The following is a 19,505-nucleotide window of genomic DNA, read 5'->3' as shown; positions in this document are numbered from 1 at the left end:
AGGGGGGCAAGGTCCATCGCCTTCATACCGTCGGCGCGCCTTCGAGGATGGCGGCATGTTCGGGTGCAAACCAGTTGTCGCGCATCCACTGCGCTGCAGCGGCCCTGATCTTGCCGGGGTAGTCGGCTGTTTCGGGGATCAGGATCGGGAGGTCAAACTCGGCCACGGTTTCAGCAACACCCTCGTCGTCCAGCGTGCGTCCGGCCCCAGCAGCATGGCGGGCGATCTCCAGCTCCTGCCCCCAGAAATAGATCAGCGGGGCCTGCACATTCGCCTGCATCAGCGCGACATCGGCGACCCGGTGCCCACCGACCAGCGGGAGCCAGATGTCGGGCATCAGCAGGTCGACCGGCGTATCCGGTGTCCATTGGAACGCATCACCTTCGACGATCCGCACTTTCTCTCCCACGCCGCCGGGCAAGCGCGCGAACAGGTCCAGCTCTTTGTGCAAGGCGATGACATCCGGATCACGCTCGACGATAGTGACCTGCGACACTTCATCGCGCATCGCCGTTTCCGCCGCGACCCAGCCCATGCCGAGGCCCATGATGGCGACATGGCGATGGGCCGCTTCGACGCCGAGAACCTGGCTTTCGACTTCTGTCGGCGAAAGCGACATCCAGGTGTCTTCGCCGCGCGTCAGCAGCACCAGCCCGTAGGTCATCTGCAGCGGAGACCAGTAGCCGCGACAGGGAGCCATTTCCGTAACCCGCAGTTCCCAGTCCCCCCGCGCTATCGGGCGGTAGAGTTCACGCATGGGTCCGATATCGAAGACGTCGATACCCATGGTGGCGGCAATGTCCGCTGCGTCGCTCAATCCTCGCTCTCGCCGTCGAGATGCGCGGCGAAGAACGGCAGCAGGTTGGCCGCGAAGCGCTCCTTCACCCGGTTCACATGATCGCCTTCGAACAGCATGAAGTCATGATCGATGCCATACTGGGTCAGCTGTGCATCCATCGCCTTGACCTCCGCCAGCAGGAAGTCCTGCTCGCCGACGTCCAGCGCGATGCCGTCATAGCTCTTCAGCGCATCGACATACTGCGGCAGCATCACCGCCGGGGAATTCGCCATCCAGCGCGCCTGCACCATCGGGTCAATCGCGCCATCCTTCACATTGCGGTCGAAGAAGTAAGGCGGGTTTTCGGGATTGGGCGAGAAGGCAGCGGCATAAGCGAAATAGCCGAAGTCGAAGAACTGCTCGCGGGTCAGCGTGTCCGGGTCCATCGTCTCGTATTTGACGTCGGTATCGGCCCAGACGCGCGGCTGGGTGCAGCACGGTGCCATCGGATAGAGCGCGGCGTAGTTTTGCGGGTATTTCATCCCGATCCGCAGCGTGCCATAGCCGCCCATGGAATGCCCGGCGAGGCCGCGACTTTCGCGCTCGGCAATGGTGCGGAACTGGGTGTCGATTGCGGTGACAAGGTCGACGGCGATGAAGCGCTCGAAATTGCCGACCGTCTCGCCGGAGCCATAGAAGCTGCCGCCGCGCTTGGTATAGCTGTCAGGGATGACGACGATCATTTCCAGCCCGTCGAAGGCCTCGACCGCAGCATCGGGGTCGATCCGTTCGATCTGGGCATCCGCTGTCGTAGTATAGCCGTGAAGGTAGTAGACCACCGGGAAACGCCGCTCGGGGTCTTCGTCATAACTCGGCGGCAGGATAACGTGGACCTTGCGGGTCGCATCATTGCCTTCAAGATTGCCTTCGATCGACGGGCTGTGGACCATGATGGTCTCGACCCGGGCGTGCGCCGACATGGGCAGCATCGCGATCAACGCCGCGACTAGCAGCAGTATCCGTTTCATGGGCCTCTCCCTCCCTAGTTCCTAGTGTCGACCTTCCCAGCCGCCGGTTCGCTCAAACTCGGTCGCAGCGCGCGCGTTGACGAAATCGCCCCGCGTGAAAATGTCTTGCCTCAGCACGCGCCATTCCTTGCCGCGGCGCTCGCAAGTGTAGCTCACCTTGAAAACGGAGTAGTCACCTGAATAACGGCCGTCCGTGGCTACCCTTGTGACGATGGACTTGAGCCTTATGGTCTGTCGATTGCCAACAACGGGCGCTTTTCGCAGATCGCGCAGGTAAGTGCGATACTTTGGACAAGGCCCGAATAGCCTGGCATTCGCGAAAGGACTTGGCTCGCCGCCCGCTGCGACCCGCACAGCGCCCGGCCAGTAGAGCTCGTGGAACAGCCCGTTGTTCTGGCAATCGCCAGCATATCGCAGCGCCTTGATCGCTTCCATGCACGAGCGAGGTGGCAAATTGCCGTCGAACACAGGCTGGGCTGCGACGCTGGTCGTCGCCAACCCGGCGAGCAAGGCAAGGAAGCGCCGCTTCACCCCGCCGCGCCGATCAATTCGCGCCCGATCAGCATACGGCGGATTTCGTTGGTCCCGGCACCGATATCGAGCAGCTTGGCATCGCGCATGTAGCGCTCCACCGGCCAATCGAGCGTATAGCCTGCGCCGCCCAGCGCCTGCACACTTTCGGCAGCGACACGGAAGGCGTTTTCGCTGGCGAGCAGGATCGCGCCCGCCGCATCGAACCGCGTCGTGTGGCCGGCGTCGCAGCTCTTGGCGACGGCATAGGTGTAAGCGCGGGCCGATTGCAGCGCGACATACATGTCGGCGACCTTGGCCTGCATCAGCTGGAAGCTGCCGATCGGTTTGCCGAACTGCTTGCGCTCACGCAAATAGGGGATGACGACATCCAAGCACGCCTGCATCACCCCAAGCTGCAGGCCGGCGAGCACCACGCGCTCATAGTCCAGCCCGCTCATAAGCACGCCGACGCCGCCGTTGAGCGGGCCCATGATGCGGTCTTCAGGGATGTGGCAATCGTCAAACACCAGCTCGGCGGTGGGGGAGCCTCGCATGCCGACCTTCTCGATTTTCTGTCCAATCGAAAACCCTTCATCGCCTTTCTCGATCAGGAATGCCGTGATCCCGCGCGAGCCGGCCTGCCCGTCGGTCTTGGCATAGACGACCAGTGTATCGGCCTCTGGCGCATTGGTGATCCAGAACTTGGTCCCGTTGAGGATGTAGCCGCCTTGGACTTCCTCGGCCCTGAGCTTCATCGAAACGACGTCGGACCCGGCCCCGGCTTCGGACATGGCGAGCGAGCCGACATGTTCGCCGCTGATCAGCTTGGGCAGGTACTTGGCTTTCTGCTCATCATTGCCCCAGCGGCGGATCTGGTTGAGGCACAGGTTCGAATGCGCGCCATAGCTGAGGCCGACCGAGGCGCTGGCCCGACTGACTTCCTCGACCGCAATTACGTGCTCCAGATAGCCAAGGCCAAGCCCGCCATGCTCTTCCTCAACGGTAATCCCGTGCAATCCCAGCTCGCCCATCTGTTGCCACAGGTCGCGCGGAAACCAGTCTTCGCGGTCGACCTTCTCCGCAAGCGGCATGATCTGTTCGTCGGCAAAGCGCGCAACGGTCTCGCGGATCATGTCGGCGCTTTCGCCGAGCTGGAAATCGAAATCGGGGGTGGCTCGCATCGGTAAGAATCTCCTTGCCCGAGCGCATAGCAAGGCGCGTGGCCGGCGCAAACCGGTTGCACCTGAAATCGCTTGGCAAAGCGCGCCTCGCCCCCCTAGGCTTGCGGGCATGGCGGGAGATGCAACCACGGCGCTGCGGTTTGAAAGCGTGACCAAGGCGTATGGTGAAGTAACCGCCGTAGATGCAGTGACACTGGATGTAGACCGGGGGTGCTTCGTTGCCCTCGTGGGCGCATCGGGGTCAGGCAAGTCGACTCTGCTCAAGACAGTCAACCGGCTGGCTGAACCGTCAGCAGGTGGGGTCCTGTTCGAAGGCGAGGATGTTGCCGCGCAGCCGCTCCCGGCGCTGCGTCGCACCATCGGCTACGTGTTCCAGTCGATTGGCCTGTTCCCGCATATGAGCGTAGCGGAGAATATCGCTATCGGACCGAGGCTGGCTGGCGAGAAACTGAGTCAGGAGCGGGTTGCCGAACTGCTCGAACTGGTCGAACTCGACAGCAGCTACTCCGCACGCATGCCGAATGAACTGTCCGGCGGGCAACGCCAGCGGATCGGGGTCGCTCGCGCGCTCGCGGGTGAGCCGCGACTGCTGTTGATGGATGAGCCCTTCGGAGCGCTCGACCCGGTGACACGCGATGCGCTGGGCCACCGGGTACGCGAGCTGCACCGCGACTTCGGGCTGACTACGGTGATGGTAACGCATGACATGGCCGAAGCGCTGTTGCTGGCTGACCGGGTGCTGGTGATGGACGGCGGCAGGATCGTTGCAGACGAGACTCCGCGCGCACTGATCAATGGGGCGGGCGGCGAGGTGGCGCAGGCGCTGGTGGCCGTGCCGCGCGCACAAGCCGATGCCCTCGCAGAGCTGGAAGCATGAGCGACATCTGGACCGCGCTCATGGGGCTGGGAGACAAGCTCGCTTCCCATGTCGTGCTGGCAGCCAGCGCGATCGCTCTCGGTATCGTAGTGGCGCTGCCGCTGGCGGTGTGGGCGAGCCGCAATGCCACAGTCTCGCGCCTGACGCTGGGCTTTGCCAGCCTGGTGCAGACCATCCCCGCGTTGGCCTTGCTGGCGCTGTTCTTCCCGATCCTGCTCAGCCTTCGGGTCGTCTTTGGCGAAGGCCTGCCAACGCTGGGCTTCCTGCCCGCGCTGCTGGCACTGGCGCTTTACGCGCTGCTGCCGATCCTGCGCAATGCTGTCACCGCGCGCGACAACATGGCCCCCGGTGTGCTGGAGGCGGCAGACGGCGTGGGCATGACCCCATGGCAAAAACTGCGACTGGTCGAGGCCCCGCTCGCCGCGCCCTATGTGATGGCGGGCATCCGCACCGCGGCGGTGTGGACGATTGGTGCAGCGACGCTATCGACCACCATCGGCCAGCCGAGCCTCGGCGATCCGATCTTCGCCGGGTTGCAGACGCAGAACTGGTCGCTGGTGCTGGCGGGGTGCCTTGCATCGGCGGCGCTGGCGCTGGTCACCGACGCTATTCTCGGCACCGTTGAGCGCGGCTTCGCTGTGCGCAAGCGCGTGCTCGTATGGGGTGGCGCGGCGGTCGCAGCGCTTGGCATCATCGCCTCGGCATGGTCGCTCCAAGGTCCAGGAGAAACAAGCGACGAAGACGCAGTCGTCATCGCCGCCAAGCAATTCTCCGAGCAATATATCCTCGCCCGGCTGATAGGGTCGCAACTCGAGCGGGCCGGGTACGCGGTCGAATATCGCGACGGGCTGGGCTCGGCAGTGGTCCACAATGCGGTCAGCACCGGGGCGATCGATATCTCGATCGATTACACCGGCACGATCTGGACCAATAACCTGGGACGCACCGACAACCCGGGTCGCGAGGAAATGTATCGGATCATCAAGGACTGGGAGGCTGAGCGAACCGGCACGCTTGTGTTCGGCAAGCTGGGGTTCGAGAACGCCTATGGCCTTGGCATGCGGCAGGATCGCGCAGAAGAGCTAGGGGTGAGCAGCATCGCAGACCTTGCCCCTGTCGCCCCCCGGCTCGTCACCGGCGGTGATCCCGAATGGTTCGAGCGGCCCGAATGGATCGCGGTGCGCGATGCCTATGGCCTGAAGTTTGCCCGGCAGCGCAATTTCAGCCCCACCTTCATGTACAATGCACTCAAATCAGGCGAAGCCGATGTCATCAGCGCCTATACCTCAGACGGGCGGATCGTGGCCGACAAGCTCGTGATCCTCGATGACCCCAAAGGCGCGCTGCCCAGCTATGACGCGATGATCATGATTGCGCCGGGACGTGCGGATGACGAGGGTCTGATGGCCGCGCTGCAACCGCTGGTCGGCGCGATCGATGTCGAGCTGATGCGCGAAGCCAATCTCGCGGTCGACCGCACCGATGGTAAGAAGATCTCGCCGGTCGAAGCGGCAGCGATGATCGCTGGGCGGATCGGGCTGAAGCCCTAGCTCGCCTTGCGCCACAGCTGGGTCTGGCAGAACGGGCCGAGGCAACCCTTCACTTCCAGCACCGTCGCGCTCTTGCGGCGCACGACGGAGCGGTAGCTCTTGCCATTGCGCGGATCGTAGATCGTGCCGCGCCACAGGTCGCCATCCTCGGTCAGCCCGGTCAGGAGTGGTGTCCCCAACAACGTACGGCTGCGCAGCTTTGGGTTGGGGTTGTTGACGTCCTTCTGGCCGGCACCATTGGGAGGGGCCTTCAGAAATCTGGACAGCTTGCCGCAATAGCTGCTGCCGCATCTTGCTATGGTGATGACCGAATCCTTCTCCGTCGTCACCCAGCTTCCGGCAATCGAGTCCGCCGCGGAAGCGGGACTGGCAACGGCGAATAACGCGGCGGCAGCAAAGGCAATATTTCGGATCATCAAGCGGTCTCCTCGTCCCCTTCTACGCTTGGGGGGTGCCATCGGTTTCAGCCGCAATCGCGACGGCCGCCTTAATCGCTGCTGAAACCAGCCCCGTCAGCCCAGCCTGGTGCAGCAAGCCCCATCACCTTGAACAGGCTGCCCATCTGGTCGGGTGCGACCAGCCGCTGCATCGCCGAATGGATCTCTTCGGCATAGTGTGGGGCCTTGGCGCTCAAGGCCTGCGCCCGGGCTTCGATACCGAGCGAGCGCAGCCATGCGCCTTGTTCAACAGTCCCCAGGTGGCGGACATCGCGCGATTCGGCGATCCGGCCCAGCGTCTCGAAATCGACCAAGGCGGTCAGGTCTGCCGTGCCCGGTTCGGCAAACGGATCGACCTTTTCGTGCGCGCGAATAGCTTGCAGGGTCGAACCCGGCTGGAGCTGCGCATGGCCATAGTCGATGAACAGTGCCGCGCCGCCTTGTTCTGTCAATCGTCCCGCAACCTCGTAGACCGTAGCTGCAGCCCCGGGGCATGTTTCCAGTATCGTGCCGGGTTCGACATCGCGGAAGCCCTGCGGCACCGCCCCGTCCATGGTCCCGCCACTGGCTACATAGGCGAAGTCCTCGCCTTCGAGCCCGACCATACGCTCGCGCCAGCCTTCCGGGGTCTTGACCAGCTGGCGCACCGGCAGCGCATCGAGGAATTCGTTGGCGACGAACATCAGCGGGACATCCATCGGCAGGGTCGACAAATCATGGTGGAAATGCGCCGCCGGGAACGCCTTGGCCTGCACTTCGCGCAGCGCACCGGAACTCTCGACGAAATTCACTTCAGGCTGGAAACCGTACTTTGCTGCCGCCCTCAGCGCGTCCTTCGCCAGCGTCGCACGACCCGGGCCAAGCTCGACATATTCAACATCGTCCGGGCGGCCAGAGTTGATCCACATGTCGGCGAGCCACAAACCGATCAGCTCCCCGAACATCTGGCTGATCTCAGGTGCGGTTATGAAGTCACCACCCTGCCCCAGTGGATCACGACTGTCGTAATAGCGGGCGTTGCTCTCGCCCATGAACTGCGTCAGCGAAAGCGGCCCTGTGTTGCGAATCAGCCGGCGGAAGATGGCTCCGAGGTCGTCTGCCATCGCGCCGCTCAGGCCGCCTTGCCGGGCTCGCCTGCAGGCTTCTTCATCAACGCGTAGAAGATCACGCCGAGACCGACGAGGATCATTGGGATCGACAGCCACTGGCCCTGGCTGAGGCCCGTGTCGATGACTCGCTGCGCCAGCTGCGCATCGGGCTCACGGAAGAACTCGTTGATGAAGCGTGCAGCGGCAATACCGACCGTGAACACGCCAACCATCAGGCCCGGTTTCCAGCGAGCGTTGGTCTTCCAGAACAGCGGCACCAGGATCAGCATCATCAGCAGCCCTTCGAGCCCGGCCTGATAGAGCTGGCTGGGATGACGGGCTATTTCACCGCCGGTCGGGAAGATCATTGCCCATGGTACGTCGGTGGCGCGACCATAGAGCTCGCCATTGACGAAATTGGCGAGCCGCCCGAGCAGCATGCCGAAGGGCACGTTGACCGCGATATAGTCGCACACGCGCAGCCAGTTGAGATTGTTGCGCCAGGCGACGAACAGGATCGCTACGACCACGCCGATGACCCCGCCGTGGAAGCTCATGCCCCCGTCCCACAACCTGAGCAGGTCCCAGCTCACAGTCTCGCCGGGCGAGAAGGTCGTGAACATGTTGGGCTTGGTTGTGCCGGAGCCGGTGTAGAAAGCGGCATATCCCAGCCGGCCGCCGAGGATCACGCCGAGCGTGCAGTAAAAGAACAAATCGTCGACATGCTCTTGCACCATAGGTGCGCCTGGTGCCTTGATCATCTTCGACAGGTGCCAATAGGCCAGCAGCAAACCACCAATATAGGCCAGCGAATAGAATCGCAGCTGAAAGCCGCCAATCTCGAACAGGTAGGGACGCAAGCCCAGGTCGGTCCATTGGATCGGCTGGGAAGCGGCATCGGCCAATAGTGACAGCACGGACACAACCTCTTACAGGGGTCCGCAGACGGGAAAGGCGCGGACCTTGATCATCTTCGGCAGGGGCTTTGGCACAGGCCGGGTTCAGGTGAAACCCCGAAGGACCATCGGGTTAAGGCAAACCGCAACAGACGGAGAGAAAGAAAACGATGCCGACAGAGCTCGACAAGACCCTCGATGCCATCATGGACACGCTGACAGCGCCTGGCGCCCCGGCGGAAACGGTACCCTTCACACGCAACGGCACCGAGATGCCGGCGCTCAAGAACGCTCCGCCCAGCCTGGCACACTACTTTGCGCATTATTGCAACGAGCATAAAGACGCCGAGTTTCTCGTCGATGGCGATTGTCGCCTGACCTTCGGGCAAGCATGGGGTGCTGCCTGCGCGGTCGCTGCAGGCCTCAAGAACGAGCATGGCATGCAGAAGGGCGACCGGGTCGGCATTGCTGCGCGCAATTCGGCCAACTGGATCGTGCTCTACATGGGCATCATCATGGGCGGCGGCTGCGCGACATTGCTCAACGGTTTCTCCAATGGCGAAGAGCTGGCGGCGGCGATCAAGCTGGTCGACTGCAAGCTGGTGTTCGCCGACGTAGGCCGCGCCAAGCGGCTCGAAGGAACCGACCATGGTGCCGAGCTGGTGCTGTTCGACCATGACTGCGAGCCGAGTGAAGGCCTCAAAGTCACCTGGGGCGACCCGACGAGCGTGAACCCGCTCGACGTCGGGCCGGACGACCTGTGCACCGTGCTCTACACCTCGGGCTCGACCGGTCTGTCCAAGGGTGCCTATTCCGATCACCGCGGCGTCGTCCACGGTGCCATGAGCTATGCCGTACAGTCGCTGATGGCTTTCAGTTACCTTGAAGGCGAAGGCAACGCTCCGACTACGCAGGCCTGCGCGCTGCTCGCCGTGCCGCTGTTCCACGTTACCGGCGAAGTGCCGCTGCTGCTGCAGAGCTTCGCGCTGGGCCGCAAGGTCGTGCTGATGCCCAAATGGGATGCCGGGACCGCGCTCCAGCTGATCCAGGACGAGAAGGTCAGCTATTTCGCCGGCGTGCCGCTGATGACCTATGAGATGGCGACGCACCCGGATCGCGACAAATACGATGTCTCGACCTGTTCCGGCTGGGCTGCCGGCGGCGCGCCGCGGCCGCCCGAGCATGTCACCAAGATCAAGGACGCCTTCCCCGAAGGCAACCCGCTGCTCGGCTATGGCCTGACGGAAACCAACGGCGTGGGCTGCGGCAATTTCAACGAGAACTACCTCGCCAAGCCTTCCAGCACCGGCAAGGCCAGCCGTCCGCTGGTCGACCTTGCGATCCTCGACGACAATGGCAAGCCTGTGCCCCAGGGCCAGGTCGGCGAAGTCAGCATCCGTTCGGTCTGCAACTTCCTCGGCTATTGGGACAATGAGGAAGCGACCAAGGCCGCGTTCACCGACGACATGTATTTCCGCACCGGCGACCTCGGGCGGCTCGACGAAGACGATTATCTCTTCATCGTCGACCGCAAGAAGGACATCATCATCCGTGGCGGCGAAAACATCACCTGCATCGAAGTCGAAGAAGCGATCTACGCCCATGACGACATCGCCGAATGCAGCGTCTTCGGCTTGCCGGACGAGCGCTATGGCGAGATTGTCGGCGCGGTGTTCCTCGCCAAGCCGGGCAAGACGCTGACGGAAGAAGCCTTGCGCGATTTCCTGTCGACACGCCTTGCTTCGTTCAAGCAGCCGGTGATCTACTGGCAGGAAACCCAGTCGCTGCCGCGGCTTGGCACAGCCAAGATCGACAAGCGCACCTTGCGCGAGAAATACACCAAGGAATATCTCGCGGGGCAGGCGGCGACTTGACGTCGAAGCCGGTTCCCCAACAACGCAGCATCATCGACCGTCGCTCTATTGCGGCGGCGATCGATGCCGTGGTGGAGGACAAGGGCGAGAAGGCCCGCCCCGACGTGCTGACCATGCTGCGCGAAGCCCTGGCCGCCGGTCGCGAGGAGCTCGGCCGCAGGCTGGTTGAGAAGCCCAGCGCAGGGCACGAGATCACCGCTGGCCACGCCTTTCTGGTCGACCAGCTGGTGCGGTTGCTGTTCGATCACGTCACCACCCATGTTTATCCGGTTGCCAACCGTTCGGCTTCGGAGCGGCTCGCAGTGCTGGCGGTCGGCGGTTACGGCCGGGCAGAGATGGCTCCGCAGTCCGACGTCGACATCGCTTTCCTGCATCCCGCCCGGCGGACACCATGGTGCGAACAGGTGACCGAGGCGATGCTCTATTTCCTGTGGGATCTTGGCCTGAAGGTCGGTCAATCCAGCAGGACGCCGGACGAGATGGTTCGGATGGCAAAGGAAGACCTCACTATCCGCACTGCCCTGCTCGAAGCGCGCTTCCTGTGGGGTGACCGCGAGCTTTACGAGCAAGCGCGGCAGCGGTTCTGGTCCGAAGTCGTGGCCGGCAGCGAGCGCCAGTTCGTGACGGAGAAACTCGCCGAGCGCGATGCAAGGCACGAGAAGATGGGCGGCACCCGCTATGTCGTCGAACCCAACGTGAAGGAAGGCAAGGGCGGCCTGCGCGACCTGCAAACGCTGTACTGGATCGGCAAGTATATCCATCGCGCGCGCAACGCCGCCGACCTCGTCGAATCCGGTCTCTTGACCAAGGCCGAATACCACTCTTTCCGGCGCGCCGAGGGTTTCCTGCTGGCCGTGCGGTGCCATCTGCACGAGCTGACCCGGCGCGCCGAAGACCGGCTGACCTTCGACTTCCAGAAGCAGATTGCCGAACGGATGCGTTTTGCCGAGCGGCAGGGCAAGAGCGCGGTCGAGCGCTTCATGCAGTACTACTTCCTGCAAGTAAAACGGGTCGGTTCGCTGACCGGCGTGTTCCTCGCCCAGCTCGACCAGCAGTTCGACAGGCAGCGCGCACGGCGTGGCTTCTTCGCCGGTTTCAATGCCAAGCCACGAATGCTCAAGGGCTACAAGGTTTTCGGAGGGCGCATCGCCGCGCCCTCGGACGAATGGTTTCGCAAGGACCCGGTACGGCTGATCGAAGTCTTCCAGATCGCTGAGGCCAATGGGCTGGAGATCGAACCCAGCACCATGCGCCTGGCAGACCGCGACAGCGTGCTGATCAGGGACGACATTCGCGAAGATCCCCGCGCCAATGCAATCTTCCTCGACTTGCTGTGCGGACGCAACGACCCTGAACTGGTGCTGCGCTGGATGAACGAAGCCGGGGTGATGGGCCGCTTCGTGCCCGACTTCGGCCGCGTCAACGCGCAGATGCAGTTCAACATGTATCACCATTATACGGTCGACGAGCACACGCTGCGGGCGATTGGTTTCCTCACCAGGATCGAAAAAGGCGAGCTGGCAGCTGACCATCCGCGCTCGACCATGCTGATCCACCAGGTCGAAAGCCGCCGCGTCGCTTTCGTTGCCGCTCTGCTGCACGACATTGCCAAGGGGCGCGGCGGGGATCACTCCGTGCTCGGGGCAGACGTTGCGCACGAGCTGTGCCCGCGTTTCGGCCTCAGCGAAGACGAGACCGATCTCGTTGCGTGGCTGGTGCTGCAACACCTGCTGATGAGCAACACCGCACAGAAGCGCGACCTGACCGACCCCAAGACGATCGAGGACTTCGTCGCCGAAGTGCAGAGCCTGGAGCGTTTGCGGCACCTCATGATCCTGACCGCCGTCGATATCCGCGCGGTCGGCCCGGGGACCTGGAACAGCTGGAAGGGCCAGCTATTGGGCGAGCTTTATGACGCGGCCCATGAGCGGCTTCGGCTCGGCCATATGCCGCATGGCCGCGAACACCGGGTCGAAGCCAAGAAGGAAGCTGTCAGGGCCAAACTTGGCAACAGGGCTGCACTGCTGGATGCACTGGGCGGACGGTTCAACGACGCCTACTGGATCGCCGAGCCTGAAGACGTCATTGCCCGCAATATCGTCCAGTATGATGCTGCCAAGAAGATCGAAGAGCAGCTTTCGATCCATTGCGAGTTCAACGAAGAACGCGGTGCCACGCTGGTGACAGTCATCGCACCCGACCACCCTGGCCTGTTCTACCGCATCGCCGGCGGTATCCACTTGGCCGGCGGCAACATTATCGACGCGCGGATCCACACCACCCGCAATGGCTGGGCGGTCGACAATTTCCTGGTGCAGGATCCATTGGGCAAGAGCTTTGCCGAAGCCCGCCAGTTGGAGCGGATCAAGCAATCGATCACCGATGCCATCGCCAACCGCGGTGAGCTGGTGCCCAAGCTGGCCAAGCGCCCGCTCAAGCAGAGCCGCGCCGCCGCCTTCGACGTGCGTCCGTGGGTGCAGTTCGACAACGACGCGTCGAGCCGTTTCACCGTGGTCGAAGTCAACGCCCGCGATCGCCCGGCGCTGCTCAACCGGCTCGGCCGGGCGCTGTTCGAAAACCAGCTGATGGTGCATTCCGCTCACATCACCGCTTATGGCGAGCGGGCGGCAGATACGTTCTACGTCACCGACCTGACTGGCTCGAAGGTGGTGGACGATGCGCGGCAGGGCAGTATCCGCAACGCCCTGCTAGAAGCCGCCAGCGACGAGCGGCAGGCGCAGCTGGAGCCGGCTTAGTCAACGGCCCGCTACCGTCACCCCGGCCCCCGAGCCGGGGTCCCGCTTACTTCAAGCGCTCCACCCAAGGCAACGGGACCCCGGATCAAGTCCGGGGCGACGAGTGAGTTTTACTAGCCCCGCTCGCCAAAGAGCGCCGTGCCCACCCGCACATGCGTCGCGCCAAGCATGATTGCGGTTTCGAAATCGCCGCTCATGCCCATGGACCGACCCTCCAGCCCGTTATCGCGCGCCAGCTTGTCGAGCAGGGCGAAGAACGGCACAGGTTCGATGTCGAAAGGCGGGATGCACATAAGTCCGATGACAGGGATGCCCGCCTCGCGTGCCTGTTCGATCAGCGCGGGAACTTCGGCGATCGGACAACCGCCCTTCTGCTCCTCCGCCCCGATATTGACCTGCACGAAGCACGGCACCGGCCGCCCGGCCTTCTCCATAGCCTTGCCCAGCGCCTTGACCAGGCTCGGGCGGTCGAGCGAGTGGATGCAGTCGAACAGCGCCACCGCATCCTCGGCCTTGTTCGATTGCAGCTGGCCGATCAGGTGCAGTTCCACATCGGGATAATCCTCGCGCAGCATCGGCCATTTTTCCTGCGCTTCCTGCACGCGGTTCTCGCCGAACACGCGCTGGCCCTGCTCCAGCAGCGGGCGGATTTTCTCGGGCGGGTGGGTCTTGCAGACAGCGATCAGCATCACTTCGCCCCGCTCGCGTCGGGCGATTCTGCAGGCCTTGGCGATGCGGGCTTCGGTTTCTTCGAGCGGTGTCACTGGATCACTCATGGGAGCGCGCTATAGCGGGGCCGTGGCACAGTTCCAGACCTTACCCGACCTCTGGCTGCTTTCGGATGAGCGCAATGACCCGGCATTGGAAGCGAGCCTGCGCGCGCTGCCGCCGGGTTCAGGCTTCGTCTATCGCCATTATCACTTGCCGTCGCCGGAGCGGATCGCACGGTTCATAAGACTGCGCAGGGTATGCCGCGCCATGGGCCATCTCGTGATCCTCGCCGACAGCACCATGACCGCGCGCGAATGGGGCGCGGACGGTGTCTATGGCGCGCCGCTGAGCCTCTACCCCACTCGCCGCGACATGGTGACCGTGGCCACCGCGCATGACCTGGCCGAAATCGGGCAGGCCAACCGCGTGTGCGCCGATGCCGTGATGCTGTCGCCCGTGTTCCCGACCCGCTCGCATCCCGACGCGCCTGTGCTGGGGACGCAACGGTTCCGGCACCTCGCCCGGTATGCCCGGATGCCGGTGATCGCGCTGGGAGGGCTGACTGACCGGACAGCGAACCGCCTCGATTGGCCGCGCTGGGCCGCAATCGACGGACTCTCCTGACCAACATCTCGCCGCCTTTCGCTTGACCCGGAATCCGCGAGGATTCATGGTGTGTTCCAACGCAGGGAAGGGAACACCATGGCGTCACGGGCAATGACCAAGCAGCAGGCCGACTGGCGCGCCGCATTCCGGCGTTCGCTGCGCCGTGCTGCGCAGATGGGTGGGGCAGCGGTGCTGTTCGGCTCGACCCTGTTCCTGGGGATGTCGCTGGCGAGCTATACTCAAAGCGACCCCAGTTCCTCGACCGCTGCCAGCGGTGCACAGATCGCCAACTGGATGGGGACGAGCGGCGCGTGGACCGCCGACATGGTGCTGTTCCTGTTCGGCTGGACCGCGATCCTGTTGCTGCCGCTGCTCTATGTTTTCGCGCGCAAGCTGTGGCGCGATGTCGAGGAAGAGGACATCGACACCGAAACCCGCTGGTGGCGCCCGGTGCTCATGCTGCTGCTGGCCATGGCGCTGCTTTCCGCAGTGCTCGCACTCGTGTTTGACGGACCCGGAGGCACATTGCCGGCCGGCATGGGCGGCATCACCGGGCTGATGGGGGCCGGTGCCATCGAAGCCGTCGGCACGCGGTTCGGCGAAAGTCTCTCGGGCTGGATCATCCTTCTTCTTGCAGTTCTCGCATTCTTTGGCGGGGCCGGGCTGGTCACAAGGATCTTCGCCATCGACTGGCGTTCGCTGCTGACGTTGCCCGCATTCATGCGCCACTTGCCCTTCATGCCGCAGGTCGCACTGCCGCGCATCCGCGCGCCCGAAACACTGTCGCCGCGGGCCGAGCCAAAGTCTCGCCCGGCGAGCTCCGATCCGGTGATCGAACAGCCGATCGAGCGCCGCGCGCCGCAGATCGTCGATCCCTCGGCACCTCCACGCAAGGCCGCTCCATCCAAGGCCAAGCAGCGCGACATGTTCGCCGATTACGAGCTGCCGAGCCTGGACCTGCTGACCGATCCCGGCCCCGACACCGCGCCCAAGCTCGACAAGATGGCGCTCGAACGCAACGCCCGCCTGCTGGAAACCGTGCTCGACGATTTCAACGTCAAGGGTGAGATCACTGCCGTGCGCACCGGCCCGGTGGTGACCATGTACGAGCTGGAGCCTGCCCCCGGCATCAAGGCCAGCCGCGTGATCGGCCTCGCTGAAGACATCGCGCGCAACATGTCCGCCATCTCCGCCCGCGTTTCGCCCATTCCGGGCAAGACGGTGATGGGGATCGAACTGCCCAACCAGGACCGGCAGATGGTCAATTTCAAGGAGCTCGCCGCCTGCGCGGCCTTTGCCGACAGCAAGGGCGCGCTGCCGATGATCCTGGGCAAGGATATCGCCGGCGAACCGATTGTCGCCGACCTTGCCGCAATGCCGCACCTGCTGGTCGCGGGCACCACCGGCAGTGGTAAATCGGTCGGGCTCAACGCCATCCTCCTGAGCCTGCTCTACCGCTTCACGCCCGAGGAATGCCGCCTGATCCTGATCGATCCCAAGGTGCTCGAGCTCAAGACCTATGACGATATCCCGCACCTGCTGTCGCCGGTGGTGACGGAGCCCGCGAAGTCGGTCCGCGCGCTCAAATGGGCGGTCGAGGAGATGGAACGCCGCTATCGCATGATGTCGAGCGTTAACTCGCGCAATATCTCCGGCTTCAACGAGAAAGTCCGCGCTGCCGCTGCCAAGGGCAAGCCGCTGGGCCGCCGGGTGCAGACCGGCTTCGATCCTGAAACCGGCGAGGAGATCTACGAAGAAGAGCAGCTCGACTACCAGCCGCTGCCGCTGATCGTACTGATCGTCGACGAACTGGCCGACCTCATGGTCACCGTCGGCAAGGAAATCGAGGTCCTGATCCAGCGCCTCAGCCAGAAGTCACGCGCCGCCGGTATCCACCTGATCATGGCGACACAGCGCCCCTCGGTCGATGTCATCACCGGGGTCATCAAGGCCAATCTGCCGACCCGCATCAGCTTCAAGGTCACGAGCCGCATCGACAGCCGCACCATCCTCGGCGAGCAAGGCAGTGAACAGCTGCTGGGCAAGGGCGACATGCTCTACAAGCCCAATACCGGGGCAATGATCCGTGTCCACGGCCCCTTCGTCAGCGACGAGGAAGTCGAGCGCGTGGCCGATCACTGGCGGGCGCAGGGCGAGCCGGAATATGTCGATGCGGTGACGGAAGAGCCCGAAGATGGCGGTGGCCTCAGCTTCGAAGACGACCTCACTGCCAGCGACAACCCGGAAGAGCGCAAGTATCGCCAGGCTTGCCAGATCGTGATCGAAAACCAGAAAGCCTCGGGCTCATGGCTCCAGCGCCAGATGGGGGTCGGTTACAACACGGCTGCCAAGTGGATAGAGCGAATGGAGAGCGAAGGCCTTGTCGGCCCCGCCAACCATGTCGGGCGGCGCGACATCTATCGCGACAAGGACGGGAACCCGCTGTAAGGTTGCCATACCCGGCTAACAGATTGTTGCAATATTGCGACTGTTCTTGAAAATTCGTTTCGGCCAAATCTCTTTCGATGCAGTGAAATGTCCCTAGGGGAGTAAATCCCGGACGGTTTCATCATCGGGGATACTATCCATGTCGTTTCGTCGTGCTTCGTTACTCGGCTGCGGCCTTTCCGCGCTTGCCATCTCCACCCTTCCTTCCGGCGCTCTTGCCCAGGACAGCGGCGATGAAGCCGCTGACAGCAGCGGCGACCGCGTCATCATCGTGACTGGTACCCGCCGGACCGACCGGACAGTGACAGAAAGCACCGTTCCGATCGATGTGATCGCCGCCGACACTCTGCTCAACCAGGGCACGACGGAGACAAACCGGCTGCTCAACAATCTCGTTCCCTCGTTCAATTTCCCGCAGCCGTCGCTGACCGACGGGACCGACTCGCTCCGCCCTGCAACGTTGCGCGGGTTGGCGCCGGACCAGGTGCTGGTGCTGGTCAACGGCAAGCGCCGCCACCTCTCCTCGCTGCTCAACCTGAATGGTTCGGTCGGGCGCGGATCAGCCGGGGTCGACATGAACACGATCCCACCGATCGCGATCGAGCGGATCGAAGTGCTGCGCGACGGTGCCTCATCGCAATATGGCTCCGATGCTATCGCCGGCGTCATCAACATCCAGCTCAAGAAGCGTGAAGGGGGCCGGGCTCAAGCGACTTTCGGCAAGTACATCACTACCATGGAAGGTGTTGGCGAAGTCGCCAGCGTCGCACCGACCACTGGCGCGAGCGACAATCCGGTCATCACTTTTACCGGTGAAGACCGCAAGCGGCGCGACGGCGAGACCTTTACGCTCGCCACCAATATCGGCCTGCCATTGGGCGACACCGCCTATTTCAACTGGACCGCAGAGTACAAGGATCGCTCGCCCAGCAACCGCTCAGGACCCGACCTGCGCCGCCAGTACTCGACCACCGGCGACCCGCGTGAGACCACTTTCAACCGCTACAGCCACCGGTTCGGTGACGGCGAATCGAAGGATTTCAATTTCTTCGTCAACGCCGGGGCCGATCTTGGCGACGCATTCGAGCTCTACGCCTTCGGCAGCTACGGTATTCGCGACGCCAATGGCACCGGTTTCTATCGCCGCTCGCTCGACTCGCGTAACCGCGACTACGACAATGGCGGCGCCCCGTTCTATCCCAACGGTTTCCTGCCGCAGATCGACAGCACGATCGAGGATATTTCGGCGGCAGTCGGGATCCGTGGCGAAACCTCGGGCTGGAACCTCGACCTGTCGGTCAACTACGGCACCAACGCGCTCGACTATGGCGTTTCCAACAGCTGGAACGTTTCGCTCGGGGGCAATTCCAGCCCACGCAATTTCGACGCCGGCGGGCTGCGTTCGGGCCAGACCTCGGTCAACTTCGACGCCCAGCGCGAGCTTGATCTCGGGATCGGGGAGACCTCGCTCGCCATCGGCGGCGAATGGCGCAACGAGAATTACCGGATCATAGCCGGCGAGCTCGCCAGCTATGTTGCGGGCCCCTATACCTTCAGCAATGGTGCAGCGCCTGGCTCGCAGGTATTCCCCGGTTTTGCGCCCAGCACGGCAACCGACAAGTCGCGCGATTCCTTTGCCGCTTATGTCGAACTCGACACCGATCTTTCGGACATGTTCAACATCCAGCTGGCCGGTCGCTACGAGCACTTCTCCGACTTCGGCGATACCATCAACGGCAAGGCGGCAGCCCGCTTCGAGCCGGTCGATGGCCTCGCCTTCCGTGGCTCTGTTTCGACCGGCTTCCGTGCGCCCGGCATGGCGCAGCAGTTCTTCTCGACCACTTCGACAAACAATGTCGCCGGCGTGGGGTTGATCGAAGTCGGGACCTTCCCGGTCGACTCGCCTATCGCCGTAGCGCTGGGGGCTGAGCCGCTTCAGCCGGAAGAATCAGTCAACATCAGCGGCGGCCTGGTATTCACCATGGTGCCGGGCCTCAACGTCACGATCGACTACTACAATATCAAGATCAACGACCGCATCGTGCTGACCGAGAACCTGCAAGGGGCAGACGTGGTAGCGATCCTGCAGGCGGCGGGAGTAGTCGGCACCTCGGGTCGTTTCTTCATCAACGGTATCGACACCCGCACCGAGGGTCTCGACATCGTGGCGAATTACCGCATCCCCGATTTTGGTCTCGGCCGCTTCACGCTGACGGCAGGCTACAACATCAACGACACTTCGATCACCGACCGCCGGACCTTCAGCGGCTTTGCCGCCGATCGCCTGTTTGCGCGGCCGGAAAGCTTCCGCCTCACCGATGGCCAGCCGTCGAACAAGTTGAACGTCGGGCTTGACTGGGACAAGCAGCCATTCGGAGCCACGTTGCGAGCCAATCGTTATGGTTCGGTATTCCTGCCGGTGGGCAACCAGCGTGATATTACCGTGGCCAAGGGCGATGCGCCGGGTGACATTACCCTGTCACCGAAGTGGGTGGTCGACCTGGAATTCCGCGTCAATCCGGTTGAATCGGTCCAGGTCGCTATCGGGGCCAACAATTTGCTCGACGAATACCCCGACCGGCTGCCGGTCGGCCTCGTCGGCGGGTTCGACTATGGCCTCAACAACAGCTTCCTGCCCTATTCCTCGCAGTCGCCGTTCGGCTTTAGCGGCAGGTTCATCTACGGACGTGTTTCTGTCGACTTCTAGTCGCAGCTTCAGTCACAACTGGCCCCGGACCGCCATCTTGGCAGTTCGGGGCCTC

General features: G+C 63.3%; 15 protein-coding genes. 7 read left to right on the top strand and 8 right to left on the bottom strand.

Annotated elements, in window-relative coordinates; genetic code table 11:
• Window positions 1–22 precede the first annotated feature (22 nt).
• From QPW08_RS02470 to QPW08_RS02455, 4 genes are read right to left on the bottom strand one after another with little or no spacing between them, the layout of a single operon-like run.
• Window positions 23–817 (bottom strand): spermidine synthase family protein, encoded by a 795-nt coding sequence (locus QPW08_RS02470; RefSeq protein ID WP_284124149.1) that lies wholly within the window; start codon window positions 815–817, stop codon window positions 23–25.
• The gene (locus tag QPW08_RS02465; RefSeq protein WP_284124148.1) at window positions 814–1,806 is read right to left on the bottom strand and encodes an alpha/beta hydrolase; all 993 of its coding nucleotides are present in this window, start codon (window positions 1,804–1,806) and stop codon (window positions 814–816) included. Before QPW08_RS02465 ends, QPW08_RS02470 begins: the two co-directional genes overlap by 4 nt.
• A 21-nt stretch (window positions 1,807–1,827) precedes the next feature.
• Window positions 1,828–2,337, bottom strand: coding sequence for a hypothetical protein (locus tag QPW08_RS02460; protein ID WP_284124147.1), 510 nt, complete (start codon window positions 2,335–2,337; stop codon window positions 1,828–1,830).
• Window positions 2,334–3,500, bottom strand: coding sequence for an isovaleryl-CoA dehydrogenase (locus tag QPW08_RS02455; protein ID WP_284124146.1), 1,167 nt, complete (start codon window positions 3,498–3,500; stop codon window positions 2,334–2,336). Before QPW08_RS02455 ends, QPW08_RS02460 begins: the two co-directional genes overlap by 4 nt.
• 109 nt (window positions 3,501–3,609) lie before the next feature.
• On the opposite strand from QPW08_RS02455, the gene QPW08_RS02450 reads away from it, so the two are divergent.
• Window positions 3,610–4,377, top strand: coding sequence for an ATP-binding cassette domain-containing protein (locus QPW08_RS02450; protein WP_284124145.1), 768 nt, complete (start codon window positions 3,610–3,612; stop codon window positions 4,375–4,377).
• Window positions 4,374–5,927, top strand: a complete 1,554-nt coding sequence (locus QPW08_RS02445) for a glycine betaine ABC transporter substrate-binding protein (protein WP_284124144.1) — start codon at window positions 4,374–4,376, stop codon at window positions 5,925–5,927. Before QPW08_RS02450 ends, QPW08_RS02445 begins: the two co-directional genes overlap by 4 nt.
• Here the strand turns inward: QPW08_RS02445 and QPW08_RS02440 are convergent.
• The 3 genes from QPW08_RS02440 to lgt all read right to left on the bottom strand — a co-directional run bounded on the left by QPW08_RS02440 (window position 5,924) and on the right by lgt (window position 8,369).
• The gene (locus tag QPW08_RS02440; RefSeq protein WP_284124143.1) at window positions 5,924–6,343 is read right to left on the bottom strand and encodes a DUF2147 domain-containing protein; all 420 of its coding nucleotides are present in this window, start codon (window positions 6,341–6,343) and stop codon (window positions 5,924–5,926) included. The genes QPW08_RS02445 and QPW08_RS02440 overlap by 4 nt on opposite strands.
• 71 nt (window positions 6,344–6,414) lie before the next feature.
• On the bottom strand, window positions 6,415–7,467 hold the full coding sequence (locus QPW08_RS02435; RefSeq protein WP_284124142.1) for a class I SAM-dependent methyltransferase: 1,053 nt from the start codon (window positions 7,465–7,467) through the stop codon (window positions 6,415–6,417).
• Window positions 7,468–7,475: 8 nt separating this feature from the next.
• Window positions 7,476–8,369 carry a prolipoprotein diacylglyceryl transferase gene (gene lgt, locus QPW08_RS02430; RefSeq protein ID WP_284124140.1) on the bottom strand — a complete coding sequence of 298 codons (894 nt, stop codon included), beginning with the start codon at window positions 8,367–8,369 and terminating at the stop codon, window positions 7,476–7,478.
• 149 nt (window positions 8,370–8,518) lie between these two features.
• Between lgt and QPW08_RS02425 the strand changes: the two genes are divergently transcribed.
• Both QPW08_RS02425 and QPW08_RS02420 read left to right on the top strand, forming a co-directional pair.
• On the top strand, window positions 8,519–10,222 hold the full coding sequence (locus QPW08_RS02425; RefSeq protein WP_284124138.1) for a class I adenylate-forming enzyme family protein: 1,704 nt from the start codon (window positions 8,519–8,521) through the stop codon (window positions 10,220–10,222).
• Window positions 10,219–12,978: a [protein-PII] uridylyltransferase gene (locus tag QPW08_RS02420; RefSeq protein ID WP_284124137.1), complete on the top strand. Its 2,760-nt coding sequence runs from the start codon at window positions 10,219–10,221 to the stop codon at window positions 12,976–12,978. Before QPW08_RS02425 ends, QPW08_RS02420 begins: the two co-directional genes overlap by 4 nt.
• A gap of 113 nt (window positions 12,979–13,091) precedes the next feature.
• On the opposite strand, the gene QPW08_RS02415 is transcribed toward QPW08_RS02420, so the two are convergent.
• A complete protein-coding gene (locus QPW08_RS02415; protein ID WP_284124136.1) occupies window positions 13,092–13,754 on the bottom strand; it encodes a YggS family pyridoxal phosphate-dependent enzyme in 663 nt (220 codons plus the stop codon).
• Here QPW08_RS02415 and QPW08_RS02410 point away from each other — a divergent pair.
• From QPW08_RS02410 to QPW08_RS02400, 3 genes are all read left to right on the top strand, one after another.
• The gene (locus tag QPW08_RS02410; protein WP_284124135.1) at window positions 13,753–14,313 is read left to right on the top strand and encodes a thiamine phosphate synthase; all 561 of its coding nucleotides are present in this window, start codon (window positions 13,753–13,755) and stop codon (window positions 14,311–14,313) included. The two genes, QPW08_RS02415 and QPW08_RS02410, sit on opposite strands and share 2 nt — an antisense overlap.
• 78 nt (window positions 14,314–14,391) lie before the next feature.
• Complete coding sequence (locus tag QPW08_RS02405; RefSeq protein ID WP_284124134.1) at window positions 14,392–16,743, top strand: DNA translocase FtsK; 2,352 nt, start codon at window positions 14,392–14,394, stop codon at window positions 16,741–16,743.
• Between the two features lie 139 nt (window positions 16,744–16,882).
• Window positions 16,883–19,450, top strand: coding sequence for a TonB-dependent receptor plug domain-containing protein (locus QPW08_RS02400; protein WP_284124133.1), 2,568 nt, complete (start codon window positions 16,883–16,885; stop codon window positions 19,448–19,450).
• The last annotated feature ends 55 nt before the right edge of the window (window positions 19,451–19,505 follow it).

This window comes from Parerythrobacter aestuarii, from assembly GCF_030140925.1.
Classification (GTDB): domain Bacteria; phylum Pseudomonadota; class Alphaproteobacteria; order Sphingomonadales; family Sphingomonadaceae; genus Parerythrobacter; species Parerythrobacter aestuarii.
Note: the sequence above shows the minus strand (reverse complement) of the source record. Positions and strands in the feature narration are given on the sequence as shown.

Excerpts from the sequence above, each read along its gene's own strand:
- QPW08_RS02455 (WP_284124146.1), bottom strand. The coding sequence starts at position 3,500 with ATGCGAGCCACCCCCGATTTCGATTTCCAGCTCGGCGAAAGCGCCGAC.
- QPW08_RS02405 (WP_284124134.1), top strand. The coding sequence starts at position 14,392 with ATGGCGTCACGGGCAATGACCAAGCAGCAGGCCGACTGGCGCGCCGCA.
- QPW08_RS02425 (WP_284124138.1), top strand. The coding sequence starts at position 8,519 with ATGCCGACAGAGCTCGACAAGACCCTCGATGCCATCATGGACACGCTG.
- QPW08_RS02440 (WP_284124143.1), bottom strand. The coding sequence starts at position 6,343 with ATGATCCGAAATATTGCCTTTGCTGCCGCCGCGTTATTCGCCGTTGCC.
- QPW08_RS02450 (WP_284124145.1), top strand. The coding sequence starts at position 3,610 with ATGGCGGGAGATGCAACCACGGCGCTGCGGTTTGAAAGCGTGACCAAG.
- QPW08_RS02410 (WP_284124135.1), top strand. The coding sequence starts at position 13,753 with ATGGGAGCGCGCTATAGCGGGGCCGTGGCACAGTTCCAGACCTTACCC.
- QPW08_RS02400 (WP_284124133.1), top strand. The coding sequence starts at position 16,883 with ATGTCGTTTCGTCGTGCTTCGTTACTCGGCTGCGGCCTTTCCGCGCTT.
- QPW08_RS02435 (WP_284124142.1), bottom strand. The coding sequence starts at position 7,467 with ATGGCAGACGACCTCGGAGCCATCTTCCGCCGGCTGATTCGCAACACA.
- QPW08_RS02465 (WP_284124148.1), bottom strand. The coding sequence starts at position 1,806 with ATGAAACGGATACTGCTGCTAGTCGCGGCGTTGATCGCGATGCTGCCC.
- QPW08_RS02415 (WP_284124136.1), bottom strand. The coding sequence starts at position 13,754 with ATGAGTGATCCAGTGACACCGCTCGAAGAAACCGAAGCCCGCATCGCC.
- QPW08_RS02445 (WP_284124144.1), top strand. The coding sequence starts at position 4,374 with ATGAGCGACATCTGGACCGCGCTCATGGGGCTGGGAGACAAGCTCGCT.